The organism is Streptomyces sp. NPDC031418 (genome assembly GCF_055581605.1).
The window spans coordinates 324,039-345,045 of the sequence record NZ_JBVIJC010000008.1; the positions used below are offsets into that span (position 1 = coordinate 324,039).

Sequence of the window (21,007 nt, forward strand, 5' to 3'; positions counted from 1 at the left end):
CCGACAGCCCGGGCGGCCGTTCCGACATCGTTGCCACCCGAGAACACCGGCGCCCCACGGACCTTCAGGACGCTACGACCCGACCAGGTGGTCGAACTCCCCGTCCTTGACACCGAGAAGCATGGCCTCGATCTCCGCCCGCGTGTAGACGAGCGCCGGTCCGTCCGGGAAGCGCGAGTTGCGTACGGCGACATCGCCGCCGGGCAGTCGCGCGAACTCCACACAGGATCCCTGTGAGTTGCTGTGCCTGCTCTTCTGCCAGGCCACTCCGTCCAGCTGCGTGGCAGCCATGCCGTTGTACACGTCGTACCCCCCGTACACGCCGTCAACGTCGCGGTCCACAGGTCGCTCCCCGCTGGTGCACTGGCTGGTGTGGCCATAGATGCTGTAGTCAACTGTTCCGGATCATAGCTGTGTTCACGTGCAGCCGCATGAGCAGATGCACGTGCACGCGGGGTGTTCCTCCGGTTACAGCTTTGACGTCCGCTTTACCGAAACCGGACCGGCATCCTCACCGGAGCCGCTCCAGCACCTGCCCCAGAGCGGGCAGGACACGCCCGCGCCAGCCGCCACCCATGATGGTGCGGGCCAGTAGCTGCGCCGGGTCGTCCGGATCGAACCCCTCGTGCACAAGGAAGAGACGCGTACCGCGCCCTTCCTGTTCCAGGGTCCAGGTGATCGTCCAGTCGGCGGGATTGGCGGGATCGGCATCCGTCCACCGGACGCACAGCATCCGCTCGGTGTCGTAGGCCAGGACCTGCGCCTCTACGACGCCCGAGAACGCCGTGCGGGGACGCGGGACGGAGGTCATCCGGTACCGGTGCCCCACCTCCAGCCGGAAGTCCTCGGCGCCGGGCATCTGCCACCGGGCGAGCAGCTCCGGGTCGGTCAGGGCGCGCCAGACCTTGGCGGGCGGGTGCGGGAAGAACTGGTCGACGCGGAGGGTCGTCAGATCGTCGTCGGGTGCGGTGGCGTCGGGTTCGGTGCTCATGAGGGGTGATCGTCGGGCATCCGGTCGAGCAGATCGCCGAGGCCCTTCAGCTGTGCGCGCCAGAACCGCTCGTACGGATGGAGCCAGTCCTGCACCTCGGCGAGCGGGGCGGCCCGCAGGCGGTAGATGCGCTGCCGGCCGGAGCGCTGCTCGGCGACGAGGCCGGCCTCCCGGAGCACCTTGAGGTGTTCCGACAGGCTCGGTCGGCGCATGTCGAAGTGGTCGGCCAGGGCCTGGACGGGCTGCGGACCGCGCTCGCGCAGCAGCCGCAGCACCTCACGGCGGGTGGCGTTGGCGAGCGCGGCGAAGACGCGGTCCTCCGCGGTGGTGCCCGTCCCGGTCCCGGTGCTCATGGCGTGGTCAGCGGCCTTCCTTCTCCGTCAGCAGCATCAGACCGTTGCCGTCCGGGTCCCGGAAGGAGGCCATCCGGCCCCAGGGGAGCTCGTCCGGGCCCCGCACCTCGGTGCCCGCCGCGGCGAGCCGCGCGCAGTCGGTGTCGACATCGGTCGTCGCCAACATGATCCCCCGCGCCGAACCGGGCTCGAAATCCCCCATCCCGGGCCCGGCGAGCGTGAAGACGGTCTGCGCCCCCGCGGGCGCGACCTGGAGCCAGCGCCCCTGCGGCAGGTGCAGGTCGGCGGTCACCTCGAAGCCGAGGACGTCCCGATAGAAGGCCAGGGCGCGGTCCTGGTCGGCGACGGGAAGAGTGACGAAGGAGGCGTGCGTGATGGTCATACCGGCGACGATAGGTAGGCATTCACCTACCAGTCAAGCGTAGGGAAATACCTACCTGTTTTCTGCCTCACATCGGATTCCTGCCCGGTGTACGCGAGCCCTCCCGGTGCGGTGCGATAGCTTGCTGCGGGCCGTCCGGCCGACGACATTCCGCACGACAGCTTGGGAGCTTCCGGTGGGTTCTGACACTGCTTCCGCGGCCGCCCGGGCGCGGACCGCGGCCGTCGCCGCAGGTCTGGTGGGTGCGCTGGCCGCGCTGACCGGGTGCGGGGGCGGCGGCTCGACGAGCGGCTCCCCGGCCACGCCGAGCGCCACCGCGTCCCCCACCGGCACCTCGGCCTCCGGCTCGGTGACCGGCGCCTCCGGCAAGCTCCAGGGCAGCTGGATCACCACGAACGGCGGCACGATCGTGGCCCTGGTGATCAGCGACCGGAAGGCCGGGCTCTTCGTGACCGGCCAGAAGAGCTGGTGCCAGGGCACGGCGGGCGAGGAGTCGGGGATGCAGATGATCCATCTGACCTGCCCCGACGGCGACAAGGAGCGGGTCACCGGCATGGTCGACTCGGTGAGCGGTACGGCGATGAAGGTGACCTGGTCGGGCAAGGCCGGCCAGGAGACGTACACCAAGGCGGAGGGCGGCAAGCTGCCGACCGCGCCGCCGGCCCGGCTGAAGGGCTGACAGCTCCGCCGCCGCGGCCCCGGCAAACCACCTGAAGCGGTGATTCGGCAGGGGCGCGCGCACGGGGGCCGGGCGCAGGCGCCATGATGCAAGGGCACCGTCACGACCTCGATGGGACCTGCCTCATGCGCGCCATGCCGCTCACCGTCTCCGTTCTCGCCGCCGCCGTCCTGCTGACCGCCTGCAACGGCGGCGGTGGCACGAGCGGGAGCAAGAACAGCTCGGCCTGCGCGATCGGCACCGTCTCCGTCCAGGTGGGAGCGGCGAGCGTGGCCCCCAGCGCGGGTGACACGGGTGAGATCCCGGTGAGCATCACCAACCAGAGCGCGCCCTGCACCCTGGACCACTTCCCCGGCGTCACCCTGGAGCAGCAGGGCGTCTCCGCGAAGCTGTCCGCCCAGAAGGGCGCGAAGGCGCAGAAGCTGAAGCTCGCCAAGGGCGACTCCGCGACCTTCACGATCACCTATGTGCGCGGCAAGGAGGGCGACCCGGGCAGCCTCGCGGCCACGGCGATGAAGGTCTCCCTGCCGGGCTCCGACACCGTGCAGAGCTTCCCCTGGAAGTACGGTCCGGTCGCCGGCCAGGGCGGCCGGAGCCACCCGAACGCCTCCGTCAGCGCCTTCCAGCAGGTCGGCGACTGACCCCCGGCGGGCGCCGGGGGCCCTCCGTGCCCGGGCGCCGGGGGCCCTTCGTGCGCCTCATTCGAGCCGGCGGCGGGCTCTGACCTGGGCCTGGTCCGCCGCCCGTGCGCCCTCCGCCCAGCCCGCGGCGTCGCTCACCCCGCGCAGCCGGGTCGTGGTGGTCTCCGGGAACATGCGCTCCAGGCGGCCGGTCACGGCTATCGCGCGGGTGGCCAGCACCGGCAGCAGGTCCTGGGTGACCTGGGTCTCGGCCGCGGCAGCGAGCCGGTCGCCCACGCGGTGGGCGTAGGCCGCGAGGAACGACTGCCTGAAGGTCTTGGTCCGCTTGCGCCCGCCGGCGCGCTGGGCGGCCTCCGCCTTGGTCATCGCGTGCGTGGCCTGCACCAGCAGGGAGGTGTAGAGCAGCTCGACCGCCTCGAGGTCCGCCTCGAAGCCGACGACCGTGGAGAAACCGAACGGTTCGTTCCACACCGCGCGGCAGTGGTTGGCCGTCGCCACGGCGTCCAGCAGGACCGCCTTGGCCTGTTCGTACGGCGGCTCGACGCCGATCCGGCAGGCGCCGGGGGCGTCCGGGGCGGGCGCCTCGGCGGCGAGCAGCGCCTCGTCGATGCTGTGCCGGGCCATCAGCTCCTGGGCCTTGGCGCTGAGCGCCTCCGCCTCCTCCGGATACCCGGTCGCCTCGGCCTTGGCGAGCAGGGCGCGGATCCGGGCGAGCATGCGGGAGGCCGCCGGGGCCGTGGCGTGCGGGCGGGGGCGCTCCTCCTCCAGGGGCTCCAGCGCGGGCAGGCGGAGCAGCAGGCGGTACAGCTCCAGGACCGCCGTGGCGTGCGCGAAGCGGTCGCCCGGGCGCGCCGGGTCCCCGGGCAGGGCCGCCAGCTGTCCGGCCCAGCGGTGGCCGCGCGGCCGGTCCCGGCCGGACTGCGCCCGGATCAGCGCGGCGGCCAGCCGCACATGCGGGTCGTCCAGCTCGCGGCGCACCAGCCGTACGACGTCGGCGGGCTGCCAGCCGCGCTGCCAGGCCGTGGCGACGAACTCCTCGCCGCGCCGGTCGAGTTCGGCATCGGCGGCGGGGTCGGCGGCGAGCAGGGAGGCACCGGTGTCGAGGCCGGTGTCGGTGTCGTCGTAGAGGGCGGCGCGGAAGGCGCGCTCGACGGTGGCGGCGGAGCTGGTCACGCTGTCGATCGTGCCACGGGCCGCCGACAGCGCCGTAGCGCTGTCCACAGCCTGTGGACAGCGGCGGGCGCACAAGGAGCGGCCCCGGCGGCGGCGTCCCATTGTCCGAGTGCGGCACTCAGGCGCGAAACCGACTGTCAACCATTGGTTGACATCCCGGGGGGTGCAACCTACGGTTGACACATGGCGACCCATCCGAACATCACGGCATCCGTACGCCTCGACGACCTCATCGAGGCCATCAAGAAGGTCCACGCCGAACCCCTCGAACAGCTCCAGGACGCGGTGATCGCCGCCGATCACCTCGGCGACGTGGCCGACCACCTGATCGGCCACTTCGTCGACCAGGCCCGCCGCTCGGGCGCGTCCTGGACCGAGATCGGCAAGAGCATGGGCGTGACCCGGCAGGCGGCGCAGAAGCGGTTCGTGCCGAAGGAGTCCGTCGACCTCGACCCCAGCCAGGGGTTCAGCCGGTACACCCCGCGCGCGGCGAACGTGGTCATGGCCGCGCACAACGAGGCGGTGGCCGCCCGCAACCCCGAGGGCCGCCCCGAGCACCTGGTCCTCGGCCTGCTGAGCGAGCCGGACGGCCTGGCCGGGAAGGCGGTCACCGCACAGGGCGTATCGCTGGACGCCGTACGGCAGGCGGCGACCGCCGCGCTGCCGCCGGCCGCGGACGAGGTCCCCGACCTGATCCCCTACGGCCCCGAGGCCAAGAAGGTCCTGGAACTCACCTTCCGCGAGGCGCTCCGGCTCGGCCACAACTACATCGGCACCGAGCACATCCTGCTGGCGCTCCTGGAGCACGAGAACGGCCAGGGCGTGCTCAGCGGCCTCGGCATCACCAAGCCCGCGACCGAGGAGTACGTCGGCAGGGTGCTGGCGATGCTCCGGGAGTCCCAGAAGGTCGAGGCCGAGCCCCCGGCCGACGGCACCGGTTCCTGACCCGCCGAGCCCCCCGCCGATGGCACCGGATCCTGACCCGCAGAGCGGGAAACCCGCAGGTCAGGGCGATTGTCAGAGCCGCCTGCCACACTCGCAGTCATGACCGACCGGTGGGCTCTCGCACCGGCCGAGGACGGTGGCGTGGAGCTCGCCCCCCTCGGCCCGGACGGGCTGCCCGCCGGGCCGGTGCGGCGGGAGAGCGATCTCGCCGCGGCGGTGCGGAGCCGCCCGGAGGTCACGCGCTGGGTGTGGCGGTCGACCCCCGAGGTCTACCCGCGTCTGCTCGCCACGGGGGTGCGAGTGGAGCGGTGCTACGACATCGAGGACGCCGAGACCCTCCTGCTGGGCCACGAGGGGCGGCACGGCGAGCCACGCTCGGCCGCCGCCGCCCTGGCCCGCCTCCGCGGCGGCCCCGTACCGCCCGACCCGCCGCAGCGCGCGGCCGAACCGGGCGCCCAGTCCCCGCTGTTCGAGCCGGCCGGCAGCCGGCTGCCGCTGACCGACCTGCTCGCGGTCTACGCCGACCAGCAGCGGCGGCACGACCGGACCGCCCAGCCCGACCGGATGCGGCTGCTGACCGCCGCCGAGTCCGCCGGGATGCTGGTGGCCGCCGAGATGAACCACGCGGGCCTGCCCTGGAGCGCCGAGGTCCACCGCGAGCTGCTGCACCGGCTGCTCGGCGAGCGGTATCCGGGCGGCGGCGAGCCGCGGCGCCTCGCCGAACTGGCGGACCAGGTCTCCGCCGCCTTCGGCCGCCGGGTCCGGCCCGATCTGCCCGCCGACGTGATCAAGGCCTTCGCCCAGGCCGGGATCAAGGTCGGGTCCACCCGCCGCTGGGAGATCCAGTCCGTGGACCACCCGGCCGTGGCACCGCTGCTGGAGTACAAGAAGCTGTACCGCATCTGGGTGGCGCACGGCTGGTCCTGGCTTCAGGACTGGGTGCGCGACGGCCGTTTCCGTCCCGAGTTCCTGGCCGGCGGCACGGTCACCGGGCGCTGGGTGACCAACGGCGGGGGCGGTCTCCAGATCCCGAAGGTGATCCGCCGCGCCGTGGTCGCCGACCCCGGCTGGCGGCTGGTGGTGGCCGACGCCGACCAGATGGAGCCGCGGGTGCTGGCCGCGATCTCCCGCGACCCCGGGCTGATGGAGGTCGCCGGCCGCGCGAGCGACCTCTACCAGTCCGTCTCCGAGCGCGCCTTCTCCGGCGACCGCGACCAGGCCAAGATCGCCGTCCTCGGCGCGGTCTACGGCCAGACGTCCGGCGACGGCCTGAAGAACCTCGCCGCGCTGCGCCGCCGCTTCCCGAAGGCGGTCGCCTATGTCGACGAGGCCGCCCGCGCGGGCGAGGAGGGCCGGCTGGTCCGCACCTGGCTGGGCCGGACCTGCCCGCCCGCGGCCGGGTCCGGCGAGGACACGGCGGAGGAGGCGGGCATCCCGGTCGGCGACGACGACACCGGGGCCCCGCCCTGGTCGACCGGCCAGAGCTCCTCCAGCTCCCGCGCGCGGGGCCGCTTCACCCGCAACTTCGTCGTCCAGGGCAGCGCCGCCGACTGGGCCCTGCTGCTGCTCGCCGCGCTGCGCCGGACCCTGCGGGACATGGCGGCCGAGCTGGTGTTCTTCCAACACGACGAGGTGATCGTGCACTGCCCCGCCGAGGAGGCCGAGACCGTCGTCCGGGCCATCAGCGACGCCGCCGACCTCGCCGGCCGGCTGACCTTCGGCGAGACACCGGTGCGGTTTCCGTTCACCACAGCGGTGGTGGAGTGCTATGCGGACGCCAAGTGAGAGGCCACGGGGGTGACTTCAGTGCTCCAGCAGTCCCCAGTGCTCCAGGAGGCCTCAGTGGTCCAGGAGGCCTCAGTGGTCCAGGAGTTCGCACAGCTCCGCCACCACCGCCTGCGCGTCCGTGCCGACCAGCGCCGTGAGCGCCCCGCGCCAGGCGTCGTCCGCCTCCGCCCGCCGCCCCTGCTCGCTCAGCAGCAGCCCGTGCTGGTGGCGGGCCAGGCCGCCCATGTAGCGGTCGGCGCGGGCGTCCGCCCGGTGCAGCAGCTCCGCGCACTCGTCGGCCGCCCGCTCGGTCTCCCCCAGCCCCCGCAGCGCGCGGACCAGGCCGAGCCGGGTCTGGGACTCGCCGTGCCAGTCGCCGTGGCCGCCGAGGATGCGCAGACTCTCCTCGAAGTGCCGCGCCGCGGCGGCGGGTTCCCCGAGGGTGAGATGGGCGTACCCGATGTTGCAGTGCGCCGAGTGCTGCACGATGACCGCGCCGATCTCGTCCCCGATCGCCAGCGAGCGCCGGTGCTGCTCGATGGCGGCGCGCGGGTCGGTGTGCTCGTAGAGGTTGCCGAGGTGGCTGTGGGTGACGGCCTCGCCGTACGGGTCGTTGAGCTGCCGCGAGTAGGCGAGGCTCTGCCGCAGCGCCTCCCCGGACTCCTCGAAGCGTCCGAGGCCCTCCAGCAGCAGCCCCCGGTTGTTCAGACAGCGCCGGATCCTGGAGGCCCGGCCGAGCCGCCGCCAGATGTCCAGGGACTGGTCGGTAAGGGTGAGGGCGTCGTTCTGCCGCCCGGTCAGGAAGTACAGGCCGGCGAGGTCACCGAGGGCGTAGGCCTCGGCCGCCGGGTCCCCGAGCCGGCGCGCCGTGCCGAGCGCGGCCTGCCCGAGCACCTCCATCTCGGCGACCCGGCCGCCGCGCTGCACATAGGGGAAGAGCAGCCGCGCCAGCGCCGAGAGATGCGCGGCCCGGCGCGGGTCGTCGGTGTCCGCGTTCCGCTCCACCAGGGCGACGACGTTCTCCAGCTCCCCCTCGCCCCAGGCGAAGGCGTCCTCGGCGGACTCGAAGGGCGGCACCCCGGCCACGTCCGCGGCGTGCTCCGGCGGCTGCGCGGAGGTCGGCCGCCGCCGGTCCTCCAGATCGAGTCCCGGCTCCACGACGGCCCTCAGCACCCGTTCGGCGACGGCGGCGTACCAGCGCAGGGCGGCGAGGTCGGGAGCGGTCTCCGGGGGCGTTGCCGCGGTCGTCTCCGCCAGTTCGCGGGCGAAGTCGCGGACCAGGTCGTGCGGGGTGTAACGGCCGTACGCCGTCTCCTCCAGGAGGGCCACGTCGACCAGGCGGTCCAGGGCGGCCTCGGCGCGGCGCTCGTCGGTGCCGGTGAGCCGGGCGATCAGCGGGGCGCCGTAGGTCGGCAGATCGAGCGCGCCGATGCGGCGCAGCGCCCGTGCGGCGTCGTGGTCGGCCTCGCGCCCGGCGGCGGCGAGCGCGTCATGGGCCACGGCCAGGGAGCGCCGGACGCTCAGGTCGTCGTACTCCAGGTGGTGCAGCCGGCCGCCGGTCGCGGCCAGTTGGCCCGCCAGCACCTCCGGGGTGAGCGCGCGGCGGGCGGCGAGCCGGGCGGCGACGACGCGCAGCGCCAGCGGCAGCCGGCCGGTCAGCTCGACCAGGGCGTGCCCGGCGTCCAGCCCCTCGCGTCCGCTCACCGCGCGCAGCAGGGCCGCGCTGTCCTCGCCGGTCAGCGGGGAGAGCGGGAAGCGCCGGGCGCCGTCGAGGGCGGTCAGCGGGGAGCGGCTGGTGACGATCACCGCACAGCCCGGCCCGGCCGGCAGCAGGGGCCGTACCTGGGCCGCGTTCGCCGCGTCGTCCAGCACCAGCAGGATGCGCGCCGGGGCGAGCAGGGAGCGGAGCAGGGCGGCCGCCGCGTCGGGGTGTTCGGGGATGTTCCGGGGCTCGGCGCCGAGGTCCCGCAGCAGCGCGGCCAGCGCCTGGACCGGGCTGAGCGGGGTCATGCCGGGAGTGGCGCCGTGCAGGTTGACGTAGAGCTGGCCGTCGGGGAAGCGCTCCCGCAGGGCGTGGGCGACATGCAGGGCGAGGGCGCTCTTGCCGACGCCCGCCATCCCGCTGATCACCGCGACGGCGGGTGCCGGGGCGGGCGGCTCGGTCAGCGCGTGGCACAGCCGGCGGCTCACCTCGACCCGGCCGGTGAAGTGCGCCGGCGGGGCGGGGAGCTGGGCGGGCCGCGGGGTCTGCCGGGCGGCCGCCTGCGCGGGGGCGGCGGACGGCGGCGCCGCTTCGCCGACGGGCACCGAGGCTCCGGCGGGAGCGTCCGTCTCCTGCGCCTCGGCAGCCGGGCGCCGCTGGTCGGCGGGGTGCTCCTCCGGGTGCCGCGGCTCCCCGGCCGACGCGGCCTCCTCGCCCCGCAGCACCTCCACATGGGCGTCGCGGACGGCCGGGCCGGGCTCGATGCCGAGTTCCTCGACCAGGCGGGTGCGCAGGTCGCGGTGGACGGCGAGCGCCTCGGCCTGGCGTCCGGTGCGGTGCAGGGCGAGCATCAGCTGGCGGTGGTACGCCTCGCGCAGCGGATGCTCGGTGACGAGCGCCGCCAGCTCCGGGACGAGCGCCGCCAGCCGGGCGCCGCCGAGGGCGAGTTCGGCCTCGTAGCGCCACTCCAGCAGGAGCAGCCGGGCCTCTTCCAGGCGCTGTACGAGGGCATAGCCGCCGAGGTCGGTGGGGAGCCCGCTGAGCGGGGTGCCGCGCCACAGCCCGAGCGCGGCCACGCAGGCGCGTACGACACCGGGCCAGTCGCGGCGGCCGTGCGCGGCGCGGGCCTCGGCGACCCGGGCGTCGAAGACGTGGATGTCCAGCTCGCCGTGATCGACGCGGAGCAGATAGCCGGGCGGTACGGCCCGCAGCCGCTCGGGGTCGTCCAGCAGCCGGCGCAGCCGGGCGACGTGGTTGTGCAGGGAGGCCTGCGCGGAGACGGGGGGCGCCCCGCCCCACAGGGCGTCCTTCAGGGAGTCGACCGACACGACCCGGCCCGGCTCCAGCAGCAGGGCCGCGAGCAGGGCCCGCACCTTGGGGCTGCCGATGGACCGGATGGGCTCGTCGGCGCTGTGGGGTGACGCCTCGTACGACCCGCCGTGAGCGTCTTCGTAAGAGCCCTCCTGCGCGTCCCTGTGCGACTCCTCGGACGGCTCCTCGGACGACTCGCCGTACGGCCGTACGTCGTACAGGACCGGCGGCCCCAGCAGTCCGAACCGGAGCGTGCACCGCCGCCGCATCACGCCGCTCCACTGCCTTCCCGCCCGGTCGTCCCTGACCGCGCTCCGCGGCGGGCGCGTGCCCGCCGTTCCCTGACGGGGATCCGCCTTGTCCACAACGGTTTCCCGCCACCTTCCGCCTGCCGGCCCGTCCCGGAACCGCCGGTCCGGCGACCCGTCTCCACTGCCGTCGGCGACTTCCGGCCGGCCGGTCCGCGACCCGCCGACGAACCGTTGGCCACATGTTAGCGATCCGTTGGCGAACCCTGATCTGATCATCGCATCGGACCCGGCGCTACGGCGCGCGCGTATGTCGCGTAACTCGGGGGAGTGTCGCCGCAGGCCTGGTCCGGGGATGTGCAGGGCCCCGGTCGGCGGAGGTGAACGACCGGGGCCCCGTCCCGCTTCCCTGCCCTGACCCCAAGAGGCCCCCGGTCAGATCACCGGTGGACGCCCCAGCCGGCTCAGCCGCCACACCGTCCGCCAGCGCATCGGCCGCCGCTCACCGGCCGGCTCCCGCAGCCCCTCCAGGAACCCCGCGAACCACGCCTTCAGCCCCGCCGCCGACCGGGTGCGGGCGAGCGTGAGCAGCGTCCACACCCCGAGGTGCACCGGGACGAGCGGCAGTGGCAGCCGGCGCCGGGCGAGCCAGACCCGGTTGCGGGCGTTGACCCGGTAGTAGATGGCGTGCCGGGCCGGCGAGGTCTTGGGGTGCTGGAGCAGCAGCTCGGGGGCGTACAGGATCTTCCAGCCGGCGTCGGCGGCGCGCCACGCGAGGTCGGTCTCCTCGTGCGCGAAGAAGAACTCGGCGGGCCAGTCCCCGGTCTCGGCCAGCATCGACATGCGCAGCGCGTGCCCGCCGCCGAGGAACCCGGTGACGTACCCGCCGCGCATCGGGTCCGACCTGCCGACCCTCGGCACATGCCGCTGCTGGGTCTCGCCGTGCTCGTCGGCGATGCGGAAGCCGACGATGCCGAGGCGGGGGTCGGCGGCGTACAGGTCACGGACGCGGCGCAGGACATCGGCGTCGACGAGCAGTCCGTCGTCGTCCAGTTCCACGACGACGTCGACGTCGCCGTACTCCCGCAGCCGGGCGAGGGCGACATTGCGCCCGCCGGGACAGCCGAGGTTCTCGTCCACGTCGATGGCGGTGACCTCGCCGGGCAGGGAGAGGCGGCGGGCGAACTCGGGCAGCCGGCAGCCGTTGCCGACGATCACGATGCGGGCCGGGGCGAGGTCCTGCTTCGCCACGGACTCCAGCAGGGCGTCCACCTCGGCGGGCCGGTTGCCCATGGTCACCACGGCGACGGCGATCCTCGGCTCCACCACGTCCCTCATCCCATCCGGCCGACGACGGCACCCCGCCCTGACCGCGCGGTGCCCGTCGTTCACCAAGATGTTGCCTCGGCTACGGCGGTTGCCCCGGCACCGATCCACTTTGCACCTCTTTTGCGATGCTTCGCCCGAGGCAACGGGAAGGGCGGGGCCCCTGCCGGGCCACCCATCGCGTTCGTACAACCTTTGCCCGGAGTTGGTGATCTGAGTGGGCGATCGGATCACCTGTGATCGCGGACCTGCCGAAGGAGCACCGTGCCGAGACCTCTGCCCCGCAACGCCCTCCGGGCCGGCGCCACCGCCCTCGCGGCGGGCCTGCTGACCCTGGGCGCGCCCTCCGTCGGCCAGGCCACGGAGACCGCGCAGACACTGGAGTTCACCGACTCCCAGTACGGCAAGCCGCTCCAGGTGAAGCCGTACGACGACCCCGCCTACGACTTCATCAACGTCCGCAACACCGGCGCGCAGCCGCTGACGGACTTCACCCTGACGTTCGACGCCACGGCCCTCAAGGGACAGCTGACCCTGTCGGTCGACTCGCCCTGCGTCGAGAAGCAGGATCTGGTCTTCGTCTGCGACGGCGAGAAGCTGAACGGGAACAGGCCGCTCCAGCCGGGCGAGAGCCTGAGCCGCGGCCTGCATTTCAAGACGCTCGCGACCTCCCAGCCCGGTTTCACGGGCGAGGTCCGGGCCTCCGGTGCGGCGGGGAGCACGTCACTCGGCGATGCGACGTTCCAGGCCGGCGTGGCGGACGCGGGTCCGCTCCTCGACCGGAGCAGCCCCTCCAGCACCTGGTCGAAGCCCGGCAAGACGCTGCACCCCTCGATCGGCTTCACCCACTACAGCCGCCGGCCCCTGAAGGGCGTCTACGTCGGCATCCAGCTCACCCAGGGACTCTCCGTCCCCGAGGAGTTCAGCAACTGCGAGTACGGCCACTTCGCCAACCGCGACACGGGGATCCGCTGCTACATCGAGACCCCGGTCACCGCGGGCGGCTCCTACGACCTCGACGAACTCGCGCTCAAGGTGGGCAGCACCGCGGCGGACGAGATCTGGAACGTGGGCGTGTACGAGACGACCGACGGCTACCTGTACAAGAACCAGAAGCTGACCGGCGTCCACCGCGGCACCGGCCGCGCGATGCGTCTGGTGGCGCGGGCCGGCGGCCCCGGGACGTTCGACATGGACAACGGGACCGGCAGGGTCATCGTGGAGAACTCCTTCGACCTCCAGGCGCTGGGCGCCACCGTGCACGGCAAGGCCGGCCAGGTGGTGCAGGCGAAGCTGGGCGTCCGGAACAACGGGCCCGCCTCCATCGACCAGTACGACCGCAGCGACGGCCCCGCCGACGGCCCGTCCTCCGTGACGCACGTGACGGTCCCGCGCGGTACGACGGCGGTGAAGGTTCCGCAGCTCTGCCGCTCGGACGACGACTGGAAGCAGGGCAAGCCCGGCGCCCGGCACTACAGCTGCTTCCAGGACGTGCACGACTGGTACTTCGACGCCGGCCAGGTCACCCCGTTCGTCTTCGGCCTGCGCATCGACAGGCCGGCCGACCTCGCCCCCGGCTCGATCAAGGTGACGATGTCGTCCCCGGACAGCAACACCAAGAACAACACCGCGCCGATCAAGGTGACCGCCGACGGCACCAAGGGCCACGGCTCCGCTTCCTCCTCCGGTGGCAGCTCCACCACCGGCGGCAGCTCCGCCTCCGGCGGCACCGCGGCCTCCGGCGGCACCTCCGGCTCCGCCACGACCGGCTCCGGCACGACCGGTTCCGGCACCGCGGCCGCGGGCGGCACCGCTCAGGGCTCCATGGCCGACACCGGCACCGGCGCGCTGCCCTGGTACGCGGCCGCGGCGGCCGCCGTCGCACTGGTCACGGGCGGCACGCTGTTCGTCGTCGCGCGGCGCCGCAAGAACTGAGACCAGGTGGGAGACCGGACAGCCGGGGCAGCGGGGCAACATCCCGGCTGCCCCGGCTGTCCCGCGTCGCATCCGACCGGAGCGCTGTCAGACCCCCAACCTCCGTGCCAGAGACCGAGCCCCGAGAAGCAGCGCCACCCCGGCTGCCACGGCCACCCCGCCCAGCACCAGAAACAGTCCGGCTCCCGGGGTCGACGTCCCCGCGAGCTTCATCGCGTTGCCGCCGAGCCCCGCGCCCAGGGCCGCGGAGAGCCAGAAGACACCGACCACCTGGCTGAGGAAGGGCGCCGGCGCGATGGCTGTGGCGACGCTCATGCCCACCGGGGCGAGGGCCGCCTCGGCGGCGCCGGTGAGGAGGTACGTACCGATGAGCCACAGGGGGGAGACCCGGCCGGCGGAGTGGGCGTGCCAGGCGGCCAGGGCCATCAGGAGCATGGAGGCGCCCATGGCGAACATGCCGAGCGCGAACTTCGCGCTGGCGCTGATGCGCGCGCCGAGACGCAGCCAGAGCCACGCGAAGAAGGGCGCGCACAGCAGGATCGCCAACGGGGTGGCCGACTGGAACCAGCTGGCCGGGAGGCGCAGGCCGAGGATGTCGCGGTCGGTGGCGTCCCGGGCGAACAGGCTGAGCAGCGAGCCCCCTTGGACGTGCAGGGCCCAGAACAGGGCGGAGGCGAGGAAGAGCGCGATGTAGGCGCGCAGGCGGGTCCGTTCGGGTGCGGAGATGTCCCGGTGGCGCAGGAGGGTCCAGAAGCAGCCGACGGGCACGGCGAGGCTGAGGACCGCGACCAGGGCGAGGACGTGCCGGAGGGTGAAGGTGCCGGCCAGCGCGTCCGCGGTGAGGAGCGCGGCCGGTACGGCGATCGCGGCCGTGGAGAGGCGGAGGACGCGGCGGCGCTCGGCCGGCGGGAGCGGGCGGGTGGCCGCGCGGCCGACCTCGCCGAAGGAGGCCGAGCCGCGGACGTACTGCCAGACCCCGAGCCCCATGCCGACCGCCGCGACGCCGAACCCCGCGTGCCAGTTGAGGCCCTCGCCGACGCCGCCGACGACCAGGGGCGCGATCAGGCCGCTGATCTGGATGGAGGTGTAGAAGACGGCGAAGCCCGCGTCCCGCTCGGCGGCCGCCTCGCGCGGGTAGAAGGCGCTGAGCAGGCCTGCCATGTTGGGCTTGAGCAGGCCGGTGCCGACGGCGATGAGGAGCAGCCCGACGTAGACCGTCGGCACCGTCGGCAGTGCCATCAGCAGGTGTCCGGCGGCGATGACCACGGCGCCGTACAGGGTCGCCCGGTAGCTGCCGAAGACGCGGTCGCCGAGCCAGCCGCCGGGCAGGGAGGCGAGGAAGATGGCGGCCGTGTAGACGCCGAAGAGCATGCCGGCGTCGGAGTTCGACAGCCCGAGGCCGCCTTCGGCCGCCGGGGCCGAGGCGAACAGGAAGAGGATGGCCAACATCCCGTAGAAGCTGAACCGCTCCCACATGTCCGTGGCGAACAGGGTGACGAACCAGCGGGGTCTGCCCAGCAGGGTGGGCGTGGGGGTCCCGGACGGTCCGACCGCGGGCCGGACCGTTGCGGACGATGTCATGGCGCGCTCCGTCAGTAGCGGTAGTGGTCGGTCTTGTACGGGCCGTCGACGTCGACGCCGATGTAGGCGGCCTGCTCCGGGCGCAGCTTGGTCAGCTTCACGCCGAGGGCGTCGAGGTGGAGGCGGGCGACCTTCTCGTCGAGGTGCTTGGGCAGCACGTACACACCGGTCGGGTACGCGTCGGGCTTGGTGAACAGCTCGATCTGGGCCAGCGTCTGGTCCGCGAAGGAGTTCGACATCACGAAGGACGGGTGGCCGGTGGCGTTGCCCAGGTTCAGCAGACGCCCCTCGGACAGTACGATGATCACCTTGCCGTCGGGGAACGTCCAGGTGTGGACCTGCGGCTTCACCTCGTCCTTGACGATCCCCGGGATCTTCGCCAGACCGGCCATGTCGATCTCGTTGTCGAAGTGACCGATGTTGCCCACGATCGCCTGGTGCTTCATCCTCGCCATGTCCGAGGCCAGGATGATGTCCTTGTTGCCGGTCGTGGTGATGAAGATGTCCGCGCTCTCCACGACCTCGTCCAGCGTGGTCACCTGGTAGCCGTCCATCGCCGCCTGAAGCGCGCAGATCGGGTCGATCTCCGTGATGATCACCCGGGCACCCTGACCCCGCAGCGACTCCGCACACCCCTTGCCGACATCGCCGTAACCGCACACGACAGCCGTCTTGCCGCCGATCAGCACATCGGTGGCACGGTTGATCCCGTCCACCAGGGAGTGCCGGCAGCCGTACTTGTTGTCGAACTTCGACTTCGTCACGGCATCGTTGACGTTGATCGCCGGGAACAGCAGCACACCGTCACGCTGCATCTCGTACAGCCGGTGCACACCCGTGGTGGTCTCCTCCGTGACACCACGGATCTCGGAGGCCAGGGCGGTCCAGTCCAGGGTGCTGGCCTCCAGCAGCGCGCGCACCGCGGCCAGTTCCTCGTTGTCGGCGGTGGGCAGCGCACCGGTCTTCTGACGGTCGACGCCCTTGTGGACGAGGAGGGTGGCGTCGCCGCCGTCGTCCAGGAGCATGTTCGGACCGGCGTGGCCGGGCCAGGTGAGGGCCTGCTCGGTGCACCACCAGTACTCCTGGAGGGTCTCGCCCTTCCAGGCGAAGACCGGCACGCCCTGCGGGTTGTCCGGGGTGCCGTTCGGGCCGACCGCGATGGCCGCGGCCGCGTGGTCCTGGGTGGAGAAGATGTTGCAGGACGCCCAGCGGACCTCGGCGCCCAGGGCGACGAGCGTCTCGATGAGGACGGCGGTCTGCACGGTCATGTGCAGCGAGCCGGTGATACGGGCACCGGCCAGGGGCTGCGCCTCGGCGTATTCCTTGCGGATCGCCATCAGGCCGGGCATCTCGTGCTCGGCGAGGGTGATCTCCTTGCGGCCGAACTCGGCCAGGGAGAGGTCGGCGACCTTGAAGTCGGTAAAGGCGGACGGCATCCGGCACTCCTGGGGATCGGGTCGGGCGGGGCTCGGGGCGGGGGTCACGCGGCGGTCAGGGCGCCACGGCTCACCTCGCGTTGAAGTACGTGGCCTCGGGGTGGTGGACGACGAAGGCGTCGGTGGACTGTTCGGGGTGCAGCTGGAACTCCTCGGAGAGGGCGACGCCGATCCGCTCGGGGCGGAGCAGTCCGGTGATCTTGGCCCGGTCCTCGAGGTCGGGGCAGGCGCCGTAGCCGAGGGAGAAGCGGGCGCCGCGGTACCTGAGGGCGAACATGTCGCGGATGTCCTCGGGGTCCTCGTCGCCGAAGCCGAGTTCACGGCGCACCCGGGCGTGCCAGAACTCGGTCAGGGCCTCCGTCAACTGGACGGACAGACCGTGCAGTTCGAGGTAGTCGCGGTAGGAGCCGGCCTCGAAGAGCTCGCCCGCGGCCTGGGAGACCCGGTTGCCCATGGTGACGATCTGGAGGCCGATCACGTCCTGTTCGCCGGACTCCTCCGGGCGGAAGAAGTCGGCCAGGCACAGCCGCCGGCCCTGGCGCTGGCGGGGGAAGACGAAGCGGGTGCGTTCGGAGCCGTCCTCGTCCAGGAGGATCAGCTCGTCGCCCTTGGAGTGGACCGGGTAGTAGCCGTAGACGATGCCCGGCTCCAGCCAGCCCGAGGTCTGCAACCGGTCCAGCCACATCCGCAGCCGCGGCCGGCCCTCGGTCTCGACCAGCTCCTCGTACGAGGGGCCCGTCCCGGCGCGCGAGGCCTTCAGCCCCCACTGGCCCTTGAACAGCGCGTCCTCGTCCAGCCATGCGGCGTAGTCGGTGAGCGGGACGCCTCGGACGATCCGGTCGCCCCAGAACGGCGGTACCGGCACCCGGTTGTCCATCGCCACATCGGAGCGGACGTGTCCGCGACCGGGCTCCTCCGGCTGGGCGACCCGGGCCCGTGCGTGACGCCGCTGCCGCAGTTCGGGCAGGGCCGCGCCCGGGACGCCGCGCTTGACGGCGACGAGGGCGTCCATCAGCTTCAGGCCCTCGAAGGCGTCGCGGGCGTAGCGGACCTCGCCGTCGTAGATCTCGTGCAGGTCCTGCTCCACGTAGGCGCGGGTGAGGGCGGCCCCGCCGAGGATGACCGGGAAGCGGGCGGCGAGCCCGCGCCGGTTCAGCTCCTCCAGGTTCTCCTTCATGATCACCGTGGACTTCACCAGCAGGCCGGACATGCCGATCACGTCCGCGTCGTGCTCCTCGGCAGCGTCCAGAATGGCCGACACGGACTGCTTGATACCGAGGTTGACCACGTCGTAGCCGTTGTTGGACAGGATGATGTCCACGAGGTTCTTGCCGATGTCGTGGACGTCGCCCTTGACGGTGGCCAGCACGATCGTGCCCTTGCCCGCCGCGTTCCCGCCGTCGGCCGTCTTCTCCATGTACGGCTCCAGGTACGCGACCGCGGTCTTCATCACCTCGGCGGACTGGAGCACGAACGGCAGCTGCATCCGGCCGGAGCCGAACAGCTCGCCGACGGTCTTCATCCCGGACAGCAGCGTGTCGTTGATGATCTCCAGCGCCGGCCGCTCGGCCAGCGCCGCGTCCAGGTCGGCTTCCAGCCCGCCGCGCTCGCCGTCGATGATGCGCCGTTCCAGGCGTTCCCCGAGCGGCAGCGCCGCCAGTTCCTCGGCCTTGGACGCGGCCGCGGAGGACGCGGAGACCCCCTCGAACAGCTCCAGCAGCCGTTGCAGCGGGTCGTACCCCTCCCTGCGGCGGTCGTGGATCAGGTCGAGCGCGGCCTCGCGCTGGTCCTCCGGGATGCGGGCGACGGGGAGGATCTTGGAGGCGTGCACGATCGCGGAGTCCAGGCCGGCCCGCACGCACTCGTCCAGGAACACCGAGTTCAGGACCTGCCGGGCCGCCGGGTTCAGGCCGAAGGAGATGTTGGACAGGCCGAGGGTGGTCTGCACCTCGGGATGACGGCGTTTGAGCGTGCGGATGGCCTCGATGGTCTCGATGCCGTCGCGGCGGGACTCCTCCTGCCCGGTGGCCAGGGTGAAGGTCAGGCAGTCCACCAGGATCGAGGACTCCTCGATGCCGTACTCGGTGGTGAGCTGCGCGATGAGCCGCTCGGCGATCGCCGTCTTCTTCTCCGCGGTGCGGGCCTGCCCCTCCTCGTCGATCGTGAGCGCGATGAGGCCGGCGCCGTGTTCGCGGGCGAGTGCGGCGATGCGCCCGAACCGGGTGTCCGGGCCGTCGCCGTCCTCGTAGTTCACCGAGTTCAGCACGGCCCGGCCGCCCAGCATCTCGAGGCCCGCGCGCAGCACCTCCGGTTCGGTGGAGTCCAGTACGACCGGCAGCGTGGACGCGGTGGCCAGCCGCCCGGCGATCTCCCGCATGTCCGCCACGCCGTCACGGCCGACGTAGTCCACGCAGAGGTCGAGCAGGTGAGAGCCGTCCCGGATCTGTTCCCGGGCGATCTCCACGCACTTCTCCCAGTCGCCGGCCAGCATGGCCTCGCGGAACTTCTTGGACCCGTTGGCGTTGGTGCGCTCGCCGATCGCCAGATAGGAGGTGTCCTGGCGGAACGGCACCGGCTGGTAGAGCGAAGAGGCGGCCGGCTCGGGGCGGGGCCGGCGCGGGGAGACGGCGCGCCCCCGCACCCGCCGGACGACGGCGCGCAGGTGCTCGGGGGTGGTGCCGCAGCAGCCGCCGACGAGCGAGATGCCGTACTCCTTTGTGAACGCGTCGTGGGCGTCGGCGAGTTCGTCGGGTCCGAGGGGGTAGTGGGCGCCGTCCTTGCCGAGCACGGGCAGGCCCGCGTTCGGCATGCACGACAGGCCGACCCGGGCGTGCCGGGCCAGATGGCGCAGGTGCTCGCCCATCTCGGCCGGGCCGGTGGCGCAGTTGAGGCCGATCAGGTCGATACCGAGCGGCTCCAGCGCGGTGAGCGCCGCGCCGATCTCCGAGCCGAGCAGCATGGTGCCGGTGGTCTCCACGGTCACCTGCGCGAAGACCGGCAGGTCGAGCCCGGCCTCGGCGAGGGCGCGCTTGCAGCCGAGCACCGCGGCCTTGGTCTGGAGCAGGTCCTGGCTGGTCTCCACGAGCAGCGCGTCGGCGCCGCCGGCGATCAGGCCCGCCGCGTTGCGCTGGTAGCCGTCGCGCAGGGTCGCGTACGGCACGTGGCCGAGGGTCGGCAGCTTGGTGCCCGGTCCGATGGAGCCGAGCACCCAGCGGACCCGGCCGTCCTGGTGGGCGTCGGCGGCCTCGCGGGCCACGGCGGCGCCGGCCGCGGACAGCTCGAAGATCCGGTCGGCGATGTCGTACTCGCCGAGCGCCGCGTGGTTGGCGCCGAAGGTGTTGGTCTCGACGCAGTCGACGCCGGCCGCGAAGTACTCCTGGTGGACGGCGCGGACGAGGTCGGGACGGGTGACGTTGAGGATCTCGTTGCACCCCTCCAGCTGCTGGAAGTCGTCCGGCGTCGGGTTGGCGGCCTGGAGCATGGTGCCCATCGCGCCGTCGGCGACGACCACCCGGGTGGCGAGGGCCTCGCGCAGCGCGTCGGCGCGCTGCGCCTGGCTGAGGGGGCTCATGGGGCACCCACCGGGCTGGGGGCGATCCGGCCGATCAGCTCCGCGGCGCTCACCCGGTACTCCTGGGTGCCGACGGTCCCCAGGACCTCCGTGGCGAGGGCGCAGCCCAGCCGGGCGGCGCGCTCCGTCGGCCAGCCGCGGCTGTGTCCGGCGAGGAACCCCGCGCGGAAGGCGTCACCGACGCCGGTGGGGTCGACCACGCGGTCGGTGGCCACGGCGGGTACGACGACGGGCTCGGTGCCGGCGCGGGCGATGACGACGCCGTCGGCGCCCCGGGTGGTGAGCCAGGTGCCGACCTGGCCGAGGACCTGGGCCTCGGTCCAGCCGGTGCGGTGTTTGAGCAGTTCGGCCTCGTACTCGTTGGTGAAGAGGAACTCGGCGCCGGTGAGCAGGCGCCGGATCTGCGGCCCGTCGAGGCGGGCGAGTTGCTGGGAGGGATCGGCGGCGAAGGGCAGCCCGAGGGTGCGGCACTCGTCGGTGTGACGCAGCATCGCCTCGGGGTCGTCGGGGGCGATGACGACCAGGTCGAGCCGGCCGACGCGGTCGGTGACGGCGGCGAGCCGCAGCTCGCGGGCCTCGGTCATCGCCCCGGCGTAGAAGGTGGCGATCTGGTTCTGGTCGGCGTCGGTGGTGCAGACGAACCGGGCCGTGTGCCGGGTGCGGCTGATCAGGACGGACCCGGTGTCGACTCCGGCCGCCTCCAGCCAGTCCCGGTACTCGCCGAAGTCGCGGCCGGCGGCGCCGACCAGGACCGGGCGCAGGCCCAGCCGGCCGAGGCCGAAGGCGATGTTGGCCGCCACCCCGCCGCGGCGGACCTCCAGTTCGTCGGCGAGGAACGACAGGGACACCTTGTCCAGGCTGCTCTCGATCAGCTGGTCCGCGAAGCGCCCGGGAAAGACCATCAGATGGTCGGTGGCGATCGAACCGGTGACGGCGATGTGCACGGCGGTGCCTCCTTGGGGCAAC

16 protein-coding genes are annotated in these 21,007 nt (G+C 73.0%); 5 read left to right on the forward strand and 11 right to left on the reverse strand.

Going from position 1 to position 21,007, the window contains the following annotated elements:
- Positions 1 to 72: 72 nt before the first annotated feature.
- The 4 genes from ACZ5CZ_RS14265 to ACZ5CZ_RS14280 all read right to left on the reverse strand — a co-directional run bounded on the left by ACZ5CZ_RS14265 (position 73) and on the right by ACZ5CZ_RS14280 (position 1,726).
- A complete protein-coding gene (locus ACZ5CZ_RS14265; protein WP_385842149.1) occupies positions 73 to 342 on the reverse strand; it encodes a DUF397 domain-containing protein in 270 nt (89 codons plus the stop codon).
- 169 nt (positions 343 to 511) lie between these two features.
- Positions 512 to 991, reverse strand: a complete 480-nt coding sequence (locus tag ACZ5CZ_RS14270; RefSeq protein ID WP_468942587.1) for an SRPBCC family protein — start codon at positions 989 to 991, stop codon at positions 512 to 514.
- Positions 988 to 1,344, reverse strand: coding sequence for an ArsR/SmtB family transcription factor (locus ACZ5CZ_RS14275; protein ID WP_385842151.1), 357 nt, complete (start codon positions 1,342 to 1,344; stop codon positions 988 to 990). Before ACZ5CZ_RS14275 ends, ACZ5CZ_RS14270 begins: the two co-directional genes overlap by 4 nt.
- A 7-nt stretch (positions 1,345 to 1,351) precedes the next feature.
- The gene (locus ACZ5CZ_RS14280) at positions 1,352 to 1,726 is read right to left on the reverse strand and encodes a VOC family protein (protein ID WP_385842152.1); all 375 of its coding nucleotides are present in this window, start codon (positions 1,724 to 1,726) and stop codon (positions 1,352 to 1,354) included.
- 175 nt (positions 1,727 to 1,901) lie between these two features.
- Here ACZ5CZ_RS14280 and ACZ5CZ_RS14285 point away from each other — a divergent pair, with 175 nt between their 5' ends.
- Together ACZ5CZ_RS14285 and ACZ5CZ_RS14290 are read left to right on the forward strand one after the other, a co-directional pair.
- Positions 1,902 to 2,405 (forward strand): hypothetical protein, encoded by a 504-nt coding sequence (locus ACZ5CZ_RS14285; RefSeq protein WP_468942592.1) that lies wholly within the window; start codon positions 1,902 to 1,904, stop codon positions 2,403 to 2,405.
- Between the two features lie 125 nt (positions 2,406 to 2,530).
- Positions 2,531 to 3,046 (forward strand): DUF4232 domain-containing protein, encoded by a 516-nt coding sequence (locus tag ACZ5CZ_RS14290; protein ID WP_468942595.1) that lies wholly within the window; start codon positions 2,531 to 2,533, stop codon positions 3,044 to 3,046.
- Between the two features lie 57 nt (positions 3,047 to 3,103).
- Here the strand turns inward: ACZ5CZ_RS14290 and ACZ5CZ_RS14295 are convergent, their stop codons facing one another.
- Positions 3,104 to 4,219, reverse strand: a complete 1,116-nt coding sequence (locus tag ACZ5CZ_RS14295) for a DUF2786 domain-containing protein (RefSeq protein ID WP_468942598.1) — start codon at positions 4,217 to 4,219, stop codon at positions 3,104 to 3,106.
- Between the two features lie 183 nt (positions 4,220 to 4,402).
- Between ACZ5CZ_RS14295 and ACZ5CZ_RS14300 the strand changes: the two genes are divergently transcribed.
- On the forward strand, positions 4,403 to 5,164 hold the full coding sequence (locus tag ACZ5CZ_RS14300; protein ID WP_468942600.1) for a Clp protease N-terminal domain-containing protein: 762 nt from the start codon (positions 4,403 to 4,405) through the stop codon (positions 5,162 to 5,164).
- 99 nt (positions 5,165 to 5,263) lie between these two features.
- Entirely contained in the window at positions 5,264 to 6,949 is a 1,686-nt protein-coding gene (locus tag ACZ5CZ_RS14305; protein WP_468942602.1) for a bifunctional 3'-5' exonuclease/DNA polymerase, read from the forward strand.
- A gap of 72 nt (positions 6,950 to 7,021) precedes the next feature.
- Here the strand turns inward: ACZ5CZ_RS14305 and ACZ5CZ_RS14310 are convergent, their stop codons facing one another.
- The gene (locus tag ACZ5CZ_RS14310) at positions 7,022 to 10,213 is read right to left on the reverse strand and encodes an AfsR/SARP family transcriptional regulator (protein ID WP_468942605.1); all 3,192 of its coding nucleotides are present in this window, start codon (positions 10,211 to 10,213) and stop codon (positions 7,022 to 7,024) included.
- Positions 10,214 to 10,627: 414 nt separating this feature from the next.
- Complete coding sequence (locus ACZ5CZ_RS14315) at positions 10,628 to 11,521, reverse strand: glycosyltransferase family 2 protein (protein WP_468942608.1); 894 nt, start codon at positions 11,519 to 11,521, stop codon at positions 10,628 to 10,630.
- A gap of 261 nt (positions 11,522 to 11,782) precedes the next feature.
- Here ACZ5CZ_RS14315 and ACZ5CZ_RS14320 point away from each other — a divergent pair, with 261 nt between their 5' ends.
- Positions 11,783 to 13,453: a M48 family metalloprotease gene (locus ACZ5CZ_RS14320; protein WP_468942611.1), complete on the forward strand. Its 1,671-nt coding sequence runs from the start codon at positions 11,783 to 11,785 to the stop codon at positions 13,451 to 13,453.
- A gap of 87 nt (positions 13,454 to 13,540) precedes the next feature.
- On the opposite strand, the gene ACZ5CZ_RS14325 is transcribed toward ACZ5CZ_RS14320, so the two are convergent.
- The 4 genes from ACZ5CZ_RS14325 to ACZ5CZ_RS14340 form a co-directional block, all read right to left on the reverse strand.
- Positions 13,541 to 15,034: a peptide MFS transporter gene (locus ACZ5CZ_RS14325; RefSeq protein ID WP_385842162.1), complete on the reverse strand. Its 1,494-nt coding sequence runs from the start codon at positions 15,032 to 15,034 to the stop codon at positions 13,541 to 13,543.
- An 11-nt stretch (positions 15,035 to 15,045) separates the two neighbouring features.
- Complete coding sequence (gene ahcY / locus ACZ5CZ_RS14330) at positions 15,046 to 16,470, reverse strand: adenosylhomocysteinase (RefSeq protein ID WP_468942613.1); 1,425 nt, start codon at positions 16,468 to 16,470, stop codon at positions 15,046 to 15,048.
- 70 nt (positions 16,471 to 16,540) lie between these two features.
- Positions 16,541 to 20,041 (reverse strand): methionine synthase, encoded by a 3,501-nt coding sequence (gene metH / locus ACZ5CZ_RS14335; protein ID WP_468942616.1) that lies wholly within the window; start codon positions 20,039 to 20,041, stop codon positions 16,541 to 16,543.
- Complete coding sequence (locus ACZ5CZ_RS14340) at positions 20,038 to 20,985, reverse strand: carbohydrate kinase family protein (RefSeq protein WP_468942618.1); 948 nt, start codon at positions 20,983 to 20,985, stop codon at positions 20,038 to 20,040. The genes metH and ACZ5CZ_RS14340 overlap by 4 nt, the downstream gene beginning before the upstream one ends.
- Between the last annotated feature and the right edge of the window lie 22 nt (positions 20,986 to 21,007).

Excerpts from the sequence above, each read along its gene's own strand:
- ahcY (WP_468942613.1), bottom strand. The coding sequence starts at position 16,470 with ATGCCGTCCGCCTTTACCGACTTCAAGGTCGCCGACCTCTCCCTGGCC.
- ACZ5CZ_RS14280 (WP_385842152.1), bottom strand. The coding sequence starts at position 1,726 with ATGACCATCACGCACGCCTCCTTCGTCACTCTTCCCGTCGCCGACCAG.
- ACZ5CZ_RS14305 (WP_468942602.1), top strand. The coding sequence starts at position 5,264 with ATGACCGACCGGTGGGCTCTCGCACCGGCCGAGGACGGTGGCGTGGAG.
- metH (WP_468942616.1), bottom strand. The coding sequence starts at position 20,041 with ATGAGCCCCCTCAGCCAGGCGCAGCGCGCCGACGCGCTGCGCGAGGCC.
- ACZ5CZ_RS14275 (WP_385842151.1), bottom strand. The coding sequence starts at position 1,344 with ATGAGCACCGGGACCGGGACGGGCACCACCGCGGAGGACCGCGTCTTC.
- ACZ5CZ_RS14325 (WP_385842162.1), bottom strand. The coding sequence starts at position 15,034 with ATGACATCGTCCGCAACGGTCCGGCCCGCGGTCGGACCGTCCGGGACC.
- ACZ5CZ_RS14310 (WP_468942605.1), bottom strand. The coding sequence starts at position 10,213 with ATGCGGCGGCGGTGCACGCTCCGGTTCGGACTGCTGGGGCCGCCGGTC.
- ACZ5CZ_RS14290 (WP_468942595.1), top strand. The coding sequence starts at position 2,531 with ATGCGCGCCATGCCGCTCACCGTCTCCGTTCTCGCCGCCGCCGTCCTG.
- ACZ5CZ_RS14270 (WP_468942587.1), bottom strand. The coding sequence starts at position 991 with ATGAGCACCGAACCCGACGCCACCGCACCCGACGACGATCTGACGACC.
- ACZ5CZ_RS14300 (WP_468942600.1), top strand. The coding sequence starts at position 4,403 with ATGGCGACCCATCCGAACATCACGGCATCCGTACGCCTCGACGACCTC.